Origin of the sequence: Streptomyces sp. NPDC051214 (genome assembly GCF_040682375.1) — a bacterium.
GTDB lineage: Bacteria > Actinomycetota > Actinomycetes > Streptomycetales > Streptomycetaceae > Streptomyces.
Window position 1 is genome coordinate 209,040 of sequence record NZ_JBFBAT010000002.1, and the last position, 11,021, is coordinate 220,060.

The 11,021-nt window shown below is 71.0% G+C and carries 11 protein-coding genes; 6 read left to right on the forward strand and 5 right to left on the reverse strand.

From position 1 onward, the window contains the following. Positions 1-73: 73 nt before the first annotated feature. The 3 genes from AB0M70_RS05400 to AB0M70_RS05410 form a co-directional block, all read right to left on the reverse strand. Positions 74-1,045 (reverse strand): DNA cytosine methyltransferase, encoded by a 972-nt coding sequence (locus tag AB0M70_RS05400; RefSeq protein WP_365816609.1) that lies wholly within the window; start codon positions 1,043-1,045, stop codon positions 74-76. Continuing rightward, a complete protein-coding gene (locus AB0M70_RS05405; protein ID WP_365816611.1) occupies positions 1,042-1,452 on the reverse strand; it encodes a very short patch repair endonuclease in 411 nt (136 codons plus the stop codon). Before AB0M70_RS05405 ends, AB0M70_RS05400 begins: the two co-directional genes overlap by 4 nt. A 130-nt stretch (positions 1,453-1,582) precedes the next feature. Continuing rightward, positions 1,583-2,599, reverse strand: a complete 1,017-nt coding sequence (locus AB0M70_RS05410; protein WP_365816613.1) for an SEC-C domain-containing protein — start codon at positions 2,597-2,599, stop codon at positions 1,583-1,585. A gap of 220 nt (positions 2,600-2,819) precedes the next feature. On the opposite strand from AB0M70_RS05410, the gene AB0M70_RS05415 reads away from it, so the two are divergent. The 4 genes from AB0M70_RS05415 to AB0M70_RS05430 all read left to right on the forward strand — a co-directional run bounded on the left by AB0M70_RS05415 (position 2,820) and on the right by AB0M70_RS05430 (position 5,914). Next, a complete protein-coding gene (locus AB0M70_RS05415) occupies positions 2,820-3,635 on the forward strand; it encodes a class E sortase (RefSeq protein WP_365817552.1) in 816 nt (271 codons plus the stop codon). A 113-nt stretch (positions 3,636-3,748) separates the two neighbouring features. Then, a complete protein-coding gene (locus tag AB0M70_RS05420; protein WP_365816615.1) occupies positions 3,749-4,069 on the forward strand; it encodes a DUF6412 domain-containing protein in 321 nt (106 codons plus the stop codon). Between the two features lie 123 nt (positions 4,070-4,192). Further along, the gene (locus tag AB0M70_RS05425; protein ID WP_365816617.1) at positions 4,193-4,954 is read left to right on the forward strand and encodes a YidC/Oxa1 family membrane protein insertase; all 762 of its coding nucleotides are present in this window, start codon (positions 4,193-4,195) and stop codon (positions 4,952-4,954) included. 102 nt (positions 4,955-5,056) lie between these two features. Next, positions 5,057-5,914, forward strand: coding sequence for a fumarylacetoacetate hydrolase family protein (locus tag AB0M70_RS05430; protein ID WP_365816619.1), 858 nt, complete (start codon positions 5,057-5,059; stop codon positions 5,912-5,914). Between the two features lie 144 nt (positions 5,915-6,058). On the opposite strand, the gene AB0M70_RS05435 is transcribed toward AB0M70_RS05430, so the two are convergent. Then, complete coding sequence (locus tag AB0M70_RS05435; protein ID WP_365816621.1) at positions 6,059-6,574, reverse strand: heme-degrading domain-containing protein; 516 nt, start codon at positions 6,572-6,574, stop codon at positions 6,059-6,061. Continuing rightward, positions 6,571-7,665, reverse strand: a complete 1,095-nt coding sequence (locus tag AB0M70_RS05440; RefSeq protein WP_365816623.1) for a Gfo/Idh/MocA family oxidoreductase — start codon at positions 7,663-7,665, stop codon at positions 6,571-6,573. Before AB0M70_RS05440 ends, AB0M70_RS05435 begins: the two co-directional genes overlap by 4 nt. A gap of 56 nt (positions 7,666-7,721) precedes the next feature. Here AB0M70_RS05440 and AB0M70_RS05445 point away from each other — a divergent pair, with 56 nt between their 5' ends. Together AB0M70_RS05445 and AB0M70_RS05450 are read left to right on the forward strand one after the other, a co-directional pair. Further along, positions 7,722-9,035: an ROK family protein gene (locus tag AB0M70_RS05445; RefSeq protein WP_365816625.1), complete on the forward strand. Its 1,314-nt coding sequence runs from the start codon at positions 7,722-7,724 to the stop codon at positions 9,033-9,035. A 1,361-nt stretch (positions 9,036-10,396) separates the two neighbouring features. Beyond that, positions 10,397-11,011 (forward strand): hypothetical protein, encoded by a 615-nt coding sequence (locus AB0M70_RS05450; RefSeq protein ID WP_365816627.1) that lies wholly within the window; start codon positions 10,397-10,399, stop codon positions 11,009-11,011. The last annotated feature ends 10 nt before the right edge of the window (positions 11,012-11,021 follow it).

The following is an 11,021-nucleotide window of genomic DNA, read 5'->3' on the forward strand; positions in this document are numbered from 1 at the left end:
GATCGAAGTGTAGCCGGCGGCAGGTGATGCTCATGCCTGTGTTGCAAGTCGATCGATGGCTACCGGTGGGTGGTCAGGCTTGCAGGGCCGCGGCCACCGCTTTGCCCAGTGCCTTGCCGACGGGCGGCGGCGAGGCGTGGCCGATCTGCCGGTAGCGAGCCGTCTTTTTGCCTGCGAAGACCCAGTCGGTGGGAAAAGACTGAAGGATCGCCGCTTGTTCCACCGTGATCTTCTTCAAAGGGGAGCCGGAAGTATCCGATTCCTGGATCCCCTGCGGTCCGGGGACCTCGTCGGCAAGAGCGTTGCCGTTGATGCCCATTCGAGCCCATGCTTCCTTGGTACCGGTCAGCCCGAGATCGGCGCCTCCGCGTTTCTCCGATCCACCCACCAGGGTCGGCGCGACCTGGTCTGCCTGAGTCGCCCACGAGGCGGCGCCCGTCCAGCCTCGCGCGGACATCGAGGCATGAAGTGCTTCGCCCACCACAATGTGCCGGTCCACGGTCGGAGCGGGCACCTGAAAGCCGTCGAAGTACTGGGTTCTCAATGCGATGAGTACACCCTGCTTGCGGTCCTGAGGGACGCCGAAATCGGCCGCATTAAGGACGAACCAGTGGAACTTGTAGCCGAGGTGGTCAAGTTCTCCCTGAATGAAGGAGCGCACCTCCTCGAATGCCTCGGCGTCGACGAGGCCCGGGACGTTCTCGATGAGCAGGGCGCGTGGTTGCACGGCGTGCGCGAGGAGAACGGTGGCCTTGAGCAGCTCAAGTTCGATTCCGGTCTCGACGCGCTTCGCTGTTGCTGAGGATTTGACCCGAGGGAGGCCGGCGGACAGCAAGTCAACGTCGTAGGTCTCCTGATGGTCGACCGGGTCGAAATCCAGGAGGTCCGTTCTCAGTACGTTCCACGTCGGCCTGTTGGTTCGTAGCGTCTCGAGGGCCACTGGTTTGTCGTCCAGTAGCAACACCGGCTCGAAACCTGCCTGCTCCAAGCCCAGTGCCAGACCCCCACCACCCGAGCAAACGTCCACGAACCTTAAGCCGCTCACTGCTCTCCCTCGTTGCTTCGTGACCGCTCCGGGTGGCGCCGCCGCTCTACGGTCGCTGCCACCTGCTCGGCCACCCTGTCAGGCGCCTCATGCTCCCAGAACCTTAGAACGATCCATCCTGATTCGGCCAGGTGTTCGCTTGTCTCCAGGTCTCGTGCGATGTTGCGGTCGAGCTTCTGCCGCCACCAGTCGGCATTCGCTTTGGGCTGCGTCGAGTGCTCAGGGCAGCCGTGCCAGAAGCAGCCGTCGAGAAAGACAGCCACCTTGGCGCGGGTGAAGGCGATATCAATTGTCCGGCGAGGCATGTTTGGAACGCGCTCATTGAGGCGATAGCGGTGTCCTGAGGCGTGCAGCAGACGGCGCACCGCCACTTCGGGTGCGGTGTCCCGTCTGGCCTGGCGACTCATTCTGGCGGAGACAGCCGGCGAGGACGGTTTCGCGGTACTCACAGCACTCTCGTCTCTTACTACCGGGCGTCAGGGCGATCTGTGATCGGGAGCCAGTCCTTGCCTGAACTCCCAATCCCTGGAGGCATGGTCAGGCTGTGTCGCCCCCGTGGCACTCCCCATAGCTGCTCCCCGACCCGCACCAGCAAGCCGCCCCCGCCTCCGGTGGCCACCCCACCGCACGCCCACGCGCCGCCAGCGTCGTCGCGTACTGCGGTAGTAGGGACGCGTCCGTCGGGGCCGTGCCCTCTGAGGCTGCGAAAGCCTCGTAGGAGGGGACTGTGCCTGTGACGATTCCCAGGTTGGGGGTGCCCGAGGCTGAGAGTTCGCGTAGCGATTCCTCTATCGTCGACAAGTGGGCCTCCTGGGACGGGTATTCCGATTCCAGGCTGGGGTACGCCGTCAGGAGTTCCGTTAGTTCCTGTGCCGGCCAGTGCAGGACCGCTACCGGGAACGGGCGGGAGAGTGCCTCCCTGTATGAGCCCAACTCTGCCTGGATACGGGAGATCTCTGCTCGTAGTTCCGCGGGGTTGTCCGAGCCCAGGGACCAGATTCGCTTTGGGTCGTGCAGTTCGTCCAAGGAGACCGGGGACGTGGAGATCTCGTCCGCCAGCGCGTCCCACGCGTCGTGCTCCGCGCCCAGCAGGCGGCGCACCCTGTGGCGGCCGAACAGCAGCGGGCGTTGGTCGTACGACGGGGTCGACGCGGTGCCCAGCAGGAGGTCCAGTGCCTGGGTGAAGGTTTCCTGGGCTTGGGTCAGTTCGTCGTGGGCCTCCAGCGACTCCGCCACGATCACCCAGGGCGCCGGGTCGCGGGGCGTCGCCGCCCGGACTCCGTCGATGATCGCCCTTGCCTCCGCCTCGTGTCCGTACTCCCAGAGGTTCGAGGCCTTCAGGGCGCGGATGAGGGTCGGCGCCGACGCGGGGTGCGGGGCGTCCGGGGCCAGCAGGCGGTCGTAGAGCGTGGTCGCGCGGTCGCGTTCGCCCGCCAGTTCCAGGTGGGCCGCGGCCTGGAGCAGCAGGTGCTCGGTGTCCTCGGGGTACAAGCCGGCGGTCCGCTCCAGGCGCTCGGCTTCGGCGATGTGGTCGGCAGGCGTGTCGGGGCGCATACGGGACACCGTACTGCCGAGTGGGGGCGTTGCAGGAGGGTTGCCGTGCAGATCAGGGCGGAGAGGGGTGAGCGAGGCCGCCGCGCTTTTGTGGGGCCGTGGCCTCGTCGGCATGGCTAGTTGTCGGCCTTGGGCTTAACCTGCCGCCCTCTTGGGAGGAGGTGCCGGCGTGCGGGAGCAGGGGCGGGGGCGGGTGCGGGTGCGGACGGTTCCTGTTGTCGTGCAGGGGCGCCGGGGGCGGGGGCCAAGGGGGCGGCGGGGGCCTGCGGCCCGGCTCCTGTGGGGTGGTGCCGAAGCTGCCGTCACCTGCGGGCTCGTGCTGCTCCTCCTCGTCGTCCATCAGCTCTGGTGGACCAATCGGCAAGCCCGCGAAGGCGCCGAGCGCCAGGTGCAGGCCCTTGAGCAGCAGTGGGGGAGCTCCTCCGCCTCTGACACTTCTGAGACCTCTGACGTCTCTGACCCGCCGAGCACCGCTGCCGAGGAGCCCGGCCTCCACTCAGGTGCCGCGGACCGCGGTGCCGACGACGGCGCCGGTGAAGCCTCCGGGCAGGCCCGGCGGCCCCGACCCGCCCCCACCCCCGACTGGGACCAGGCCTACGCCGTCCTCCGCATTCCCCGCATCGGGATACGGGTGCCCGTCGCGGAGGGGATCAGCAAGAGCGGCGTACTCAACAAGGGGTACGTCGGGCACTACCCGCGCACCGCCCAGCCCGGTCAGGGCGGGAACTTCGCGCTCGCCGGGCACCGCAATACCCACGGGGAGCCCTTTCGGCGCATCAATCGGCTCAGGCACGGGGACGAGCTCGTCGTCGAGACCGAGCGGGCCGTCTATACGTACGTCGTCGACAAGACCCTCGGCCAGACCTCCGCCCGGGACAGCGGAGTCATCCGCCCGGTTCCACGCAGCGAGGTCAAGGCCCGGCACGGGTACAGCGATCCCGGCTACTACATCACCCTCACCACCTGCACCCCCGAGTACACCTCCAAGTACCGGCTCGTCGTGTGGGGGAAGCTGCGGTCCATGCACCCCCGCTGAGTACCCGTGCCCCTCCCTCGGGAGAAACGCATCCTGTATAACGGGCAGTACGCGATACCGCTATAACGGGCAGTACGCGCTACGTCGCAACGGAGAGGAGGGCGAGCGGAGTCGTGCGGGACATCATCCGTAGCTGGAAAGCCGCCCTTCGGCCCACCGGACTTCTCCTCTTCCTCCTCGTCGAGGTCGTCCTCCTCGACGCGAGCAGCCTCACCGCCGCCGTCGCGCTCGCCGCGACCGCCGCCGCGGGCTCCGCGCTCGCCCTCTGCTCCCTGATCGCCGCGCGTTGCGCGCTCCCCGTGCCTCACGCCCGGGTGCGTACCGCCATCCGCGACCGCGAGAAGCGCACGGCCTTCCTGCCGCAGCGCGATCCCGACGCCTCCGGGCGCAGGCGGCCCCGAGCACCGGGTCGTCTCGTCATGACGGCCGCGTAGGGAGCACGGAAAACCGACTCCTCCCTTCGTGGGCCGTCACGCCGAAAAGAGCATCCGCCCCTTTTCCTCGGCACGACGAGACCCTCGGAGGGCTTCTCCATGTCCGGTTTCTTCTCCGGCTTCATGTCCACTTTCGCTGACCTGGTCGGCTCCCTCGCCGACCTTCTCGACCCGCTCTTCCACGCCTCCGCGACGGCCGCCGCCATCGTGCTCTTCACCGCGTGCGTACGACTCCTCGTCCACCCCCTGTCGCGGGCCTCGGCCCGTGGTCAGAAGGCGCGCGCCAAGCTCTCGCCGCAGATCGCCGCGCTGCGCAAGAAGCACGCCAAGAACCCCGAGAAGCTGCAGAAGGCGGTGCTCGAGCTGCACGCCGCGGAGAAGGTCTCGCCGCTCTCCGGGTGCCTGCCCAGCCTGTTCCAGCTGCCGGCGTTCTTCCTGCTCTACCACCTGTTCTCCAGCTCGAGCATCGGCGGTGAAGCCAACGCGCTGCTTCAGCACAAGCTCTTCGACGCGCCCCTCGGCGGCCGGTGGGCCGACGCGCTCTCCGACGGCGGGGTCTTCGGGGCGCAGGGGCTCGTCTATCTCGGCCTCTTCGCGATCGTGGCCGCCGTCGCGACCTTCAACTTCCGGCGTACGAAGGCGCAGATGGCCGCGTCCGCGGCTACGGAGAGTGGCGCGGGGCAGCAGATGCCCGGTATGGGCGCGATGAGTGCGATGACCAAGGTCATGCCCTTCATGTCGTTCATGACTCTGTTCACCGTGGCCTTTGTCCCGCTCGCCGCCGCGCTGTACGTGGTCACCTCCACCACCTGGAGCGCGGTCGAGCGTGCCGTGCTCTACCGGGACATGCCGTACGGCGCCGGAGCGCTGGCTACCGCCGGGTAACGGTCCGGTCCGTGAACAGGGTCTTGCGGGATGGACACCGACCTTGGAGGATCTTCCAATCCTCCGATGTGAGTGGGCGCGCTCGACCAAGGGAGAATGACCATGAAGCTGCTGCGAGTCGGTACGGCGGGGGCCGAGCGCCCGGCGCTGCTCGACGCCGAGGGCGCGCTGCGGGACCTGTCGGGGACCGTCACGGACATCGACGGGGCGCTGCTCGCCGACCCGGCCGCCCTCGACCGGGTCCGGGCCGCCGCCGATGCGGGCGAGCTGCCCGTGCTCGACGCGCAGGGGCTGCGGGTCGGGCCGCCGGTGGGCCGCATCGGGAAAGTCGTGTGTATCGGGCTCAACTACCACGACCACGCAGCCGAGACCGGGGCCACGCCGCCCACCGAACCCGTCATCTTCTTCAAGGCCGCGGACACGGTGGTCGGACCGGACGACACCGTGCTCGTACCGCGCAAGTCGGTCAAGACCGACTGGGAGGTCGAGCTCGCGATCGTCATCGGGCGCACCGCGCGCTACCTGGAGTCCGACGAGGAGGCGCTCGCGCACGTCGCCGGGTACGCGGTGTCGCACGACGTGTCGGAGCGCGAGTTCCAGATCGAGCGCGGCGGTACGTGGGACAAGGGCAAGAACTGCGAGACGTTCAACCCGCTGGGTCCGTGGCTCGTGACGAAGGACGAGGTGCCCGACCCGCAGGCGCTGTCCCTGAAGCTCTGGGTCAACGACGAGCTGAAGCAGGACGGGACCACTGCCCAGCAGATCTTCCCGGTGGCCGAAGTGGTGCGCTACGTCAGCCAGTTCATGACCCTGTACCCGGGTGACGTCATCAACACCGGTACGCCGGCGGGTGTGGCCATGGGGCAGCCGGAGCCGAAGCCGTATCTGCGGGCCGGTGATGTGGTGGAGCTGGAGATCGAGGGGCTGGGCCGGCAGCGGCAGGAACTGAAGCAGGCGTAGCCCTTCGGGTGCGGGTGCGGGTGCGGGTGCGGGGGCGCGGCGGGGGGCGCGGGCGGAATCTTCGTGCCCCGGGTGGAGTCGGCGTGGCCCTCGCCGACTCCACCTGCGGGTGCGTTGTGGCTGGTCGCGCAGTTCCCCGCGCCGCTACGGCGCGAACCGCTCCAGCGCCTCCACCACCAGCGCGTGGTCCGCCGCCTGCGGAAGGCCGGAGACCACCACCGTGCCGATCACGCCCGCTCCCCGCACCGCGATCGGGAACGCGCCGCCATGGGCCGCGTACACGTCCGGGTCCAGGCGCGAGGACTCCTCGAACGTCGTCCCCTTGGCGCGGAAACGCGTGCCGACCAGGAACGACGAGCAGCCGTAGCGCTCGACGACCCGGCGCTTGCGCGCGATCCAGGCGTCGTTGTCCGGGGTGGATCCGGGCAGCGCCGCGTGGAAGAGCTGCTGGCCGCCGCGGGTGATGTCGATGGCCACCGGAGCCTGGCGCTCACGGGCCAGCTCGACCAGGAGGCTGCCGAGCGCCCATGCGTCCTCGTACGTGAAGTGGGGGAGGACCAGGCGCAGTTCCTGTGCTTCGAGCTCGTCCACGGTCGGTGCGGCGGGCGTTGTGCTGCTGGGTGTTGTGCTGCTGGGCGTTGCGCTGCTGGGCGTCGTCATACGACCACCGTCACACCGTCGCGGGCCGAGCGGCGCGCCGCCTCCAGGACGTCGAGCGCCGAGGCGGCCTCGTGCGCGGAGACCGGGTTGTGGCCGGTGCCGCGGAGGGCCGCCGTCACGGCCGCGTAGTACGCGGGGTAGTCGCCCGGCAGCGTCTTGACCGGGGCGCCGCCGCCGGTCAGCGGGGACTCGCCGGAGCCGACGCGGCCCCACATGCATTCGAGCTCCTCGCCCCAACTGGCCTCGCTCGACGGGCGCTTGCCGTCGCGCAGCGCGGCTTCCTGCGGGTCGAGGCCGTACTTCACATAGCCCGCCGCCGAGCCGAGCGCACGGAAGCGGGGGCCGAGCTGGGCGGTGGTGGCGCTCACGTACAGATGTGAGCGGACGCCGCTCTCGTGCGTGATCGCGATGAAGGTGTCGTCGTCGGCCTCGGCGCCGGGGCGGCGGACGTCGGACTCGGCGTACACGGACTTGGCGGGGCCGAAGAGCACCAGTGCCTGATCGACGACGTGGGACCCGAGGTCGTAGAGCAGACCTCCGATCTCTTCGGGGTTTCCGGACTCGCGCCAGCCGCCCTTGGGCTGCGGGCGCCACCGCTCGAAGCGGGACTCGAAGCGGTAGATGTCGCCGAGCTCGCCGTCGGCGATGAGCTTTTGGAGGGTGCGGAAGTCGTTGTCCCAGCGGCGGTTCTGGAAGACGGAGAGGAGCAGGCCGCGGTCGTCGGCGAGTGCCGCGAGCTCGCGGGCCTCGGCTGCGGTGCCCGCGATCGGCTTGTCCACGACGACCGGGAGGCCCGCCTTGAGGGCAGCCGTCGCGAGCGCGACGTGCGTCTTGTTCGGGGACGCGATCACCACCAGGTCCAGCTCGTCCGCGCGGGCCCAGAGGTCGTCGGCCGAGGCGGCGAAGTTCAGCGCGTCACCGAACTCGGCGCGGGCCTGCGCCTGCCGCTCGGGGTTCGACGTGACGACCGTGTCGAGGACGAGGCCCTCGGTGGCGGCGATCAGCGGGGCGTGGAAGACGGAGCCCGCGAGGCCGTATCCGATGAGGGCGACGCGTAGCGGGGAGCCTGTGCCTGTGCCTGTACCAGTCATGGTTTCCACTTAAGCAACGGTGTTGCCAAAGCGCAAGCGCGTACGACAATGGGGGTGTGAACAGCACTGATGCGAGGGACGAGAACACCGGTGGCGGGCGCAGGGCGGGCGCCGGAGTGAACCTGCCCGCGTTGCGCGGGCACAACGCCGCCCTCGTGCTCGACCTGCTGCGCAGGGCGGGCGACGCCGGGATCAGCCGTCTCGAACTGGCCGAGCGTACGGGCCTCACGCCGCAGGCCGTCAGCAAGATCACCGCGCGGCTGCGTGCGGAGGGTCTCGTGGGGGAGGCGGGCCGGCGCGCCTCCACGGGCGGCAAGCCGCGCACGCTGCTGCGGCTCGTCCCGGACGCGGGCCACGCGATAGGCCTCCACCTGGACCGCGACGAGCTGACGGCGGTGCTCGCCGACCTGACGGGCCACGTGGTCGCGGAACGCCGGGCACCGCTGGATTTCGCCGCCGGTGCGGAGGCGGTGGTGGATGTGGCGGTGGGGGTGGTGGGGGAGGTGGTGCGGGGGCTGGCCGGGGGGCCGGATGCCGGTGCCGATGCCAAGCAGATCGCGCGGTCCGCCACCGGCCTGCTCGGCACCGACGCGCTGGCCACCGACCTGCTCGCCACCGACGCGCTCGGCACCGACCTGCTCGGGTCCGACCCGCTCGGCACCGACTCGCTCGGCACCGACGCGCTCGGCTCCGGCCTGCTCGGTGTGGGCATCGCGCTGCCCGGTCCGCTCGATCACTCGGCCGGGGTGCTGCACCGCGTGACCGGGTTTCCGGCGTGGGACGGCTTCCCGCTGCGGGACGTGTTCGCCGGGCGGCTCGGGCTGCCGGTGGTCGTGGACAAGGACACCAACGCCGCCGCGCTCGGCCTCGCGCTGGGCGGGGAGGCGGAGTCTTTCGCGTATCTGCACCTCGGTACGGGCCTGGGCGCGGGCCTCGTCCTGGGCGGCGGTCTCTACCGCGGGGCGCGGACGGGGGCGGGCGAGTTCGGCCACCAGGTGATCCAGCTGGACGGCCCGCGGTGCGGGTGCGGCGACCACGGCTGCGTCGAGGCGCTGTGCCTGGCGGCGGTGGCGCGGGGCGATCTGGACGAGGCGGCGCGGGTCCTGGGGGTGGGGGCGGGCAACCTGGTCGGCCTGCTCGACATCGACCTCGTGCTGCTCGGCGGCCGAGCGGTCCTGGCCGACGAGGAACGCTTCGTACGGGGGGTGGGCGCGGTCGTCACCGAGCGCGCGAGGAGGGGCGGCGGCACGGAGGTCCCGGTCGCGGTGGCCCCCGGGGGCGACCGAGCAGTGGCGGAGGGCGCGGCCCAACTGGTCCTCGCCCCCCTCTTCGGCAGGGCGGACGTGGCGTTTCCGGTGGGGCGGGGGTAGGGGGGCGGAGCCCAGGGGCGGGGCGCAGGGGCGGGGCGCAGGGCCTCGGCAACGAGGGCGGAGGCAGGGGCGATCCCCCGCCTCTGCCTGCAATCCGGCTGCGGCACGTCTGGGGCTGCGGCGCGTCTGCGGCTACGGCACGTCTGGGGCGACGGTACGTCTGTGGCGACGGCACATGCGCGGCTGCGCCGCGTGGCGTGGCCGTGTCCCTGGGCTGCGTGGGCTTTTGCCCCGGTCTCGGCTTTCGCGTGGGGGTGGGGCTGGGCTTGCGGTCCTGTCGCCGGTCTCCCGGGCCTCCCGGTGTCCCGGGCCTCCCCCGGTCTCCCGGTGTCCCCGGTGTCCCCGGCCTCCCCGGCCTCCCCGGCCTCCCCGGTGTCCCCGGGTGTCCCGGGCCTCCCGGTCTCACCGGCCTCCCGGTCTCACCGGTCTCACCGGCCTCCCGGTCTCGCCGGCCTCCCGGTCTCGCCGGCCTCCCGGTCTCCCGGTCTCGCCGGCCTCCCGGCCTCCCGGTCTCCCGGTCTCGCCGGCCTCCCGGCCTCCCGGCCTCCCGGCCTCCCGGCCTCCCGGCCTCCCGGCCTCCCGGCCTCCCGGCCTCCCGGCCTCCCGGCCTCCAGGGTGTCCCGGTGTCCCGGGTTTTCCCGGTCTCCCGGGTGTCCCCGGTGTACCGAGTCGCCCGGTCTAGCAGGTCTCCCGAAGCCCCGATGCTTCATCGGCTCGCGGCACATACGCGGCTGCGCCGCGTGGCGTGCCGGCATCCCGGGACTGACCGCATCTCAGGACTGTCCGCCCCGTGGTTGCCCGGGGGCCCTGCCCTGCCCCGGCTTCTTCTCGAACGCCGAGGTAGCCGGAGGTAGGGCGGCGCACACCCCGGAAACCCCATTACCCGAATATCGGCTGATAGGGCGTACTTGCGTGGTCCAGTCGGGCGTGCGGGGCTGTGGCGTGGGTGGGGGTGGGGTGGGGGCGTGGCAGTCTCGCGGGCCATGATCCCTGTCTTATGGCCCCGTTCCCGCTCCCGCCCGCTCCGCGCTCAGCAAAGGCCACGCATGCGACTCCGCCGCCCGCTCGCCTCCGGCATCGCCGCCGCAGCCGTCGCCGTCGCCGTCCTCGCCCTCGCGCCCGGAGCGGTTCCAGTGGCTGCCGCCTCAGGCCCAGTGGCTGCCGCCTCAGGGCCGGCGGCGGTCGTCGTCGGGCAGCGGGTGCCGGCTGGCGTCTCCGTACAGCAGCCCGCGGCAATCACCGCAGCCCAGCCCCCCACCTGCTCCGACCCCAACGGTCAAGGCTTTCCCATTGGGACTCGGATTCGGGGTGGGCCCGCGGACTACGAGGCCGGGGGCGGCTTTCGGCGGTGGGGCGTCGAGTTGGACAACACCACCCGCGGTGTCTGCGGGAACATCCACCCGGTCGTCGTCATCGTCGACAAAGAGCGCGAGCTACGGCCCCGGCAGGTCCAGTTCGAGTTCCATGACGGCACGCGCTGGCGGCCCGTCAAGTTCGAGCGGACCGACCGGGACGAGAACATCGGCGTCTTCGACGACGGATTCCCCGGGTTCACGGTCGAGGCGGGGCGGACCCTCACCGTCAAGGTGCGGCTCTCCTTCACCTCAGAGGCCCACTCCGAACGCGCCGTCATCTCCGCCGCGGTCGTACAGCGCCGTGCCGACGACGGCGACTGGGTGGGCGAGTCGCAGGATTATCCCTTCGGTATCGACGACGGTGACGGCGAGGACTCCCGTTCGGACAGCGCTGAGACCGGCTCGGGCGAAACCCCCGACACCGGCAGCGGCACCGACAGTGGCAGTGGCGGTGGCAGCGGCGGCGGGCGTGCGCACTCCGACTCCGACGGCGCCCTCGAACTCGCCGCCACCGGACCCCGCGCCCTGCTCGGCGTCAGTGCCGTCGCCGGTGCGCTGTTCGCCGGGGGCTGGGCACTCGTCGTGGGCACCCGGCGCCTGCGGGCCGCCCGCAGACGCTGAGCGGACAGCG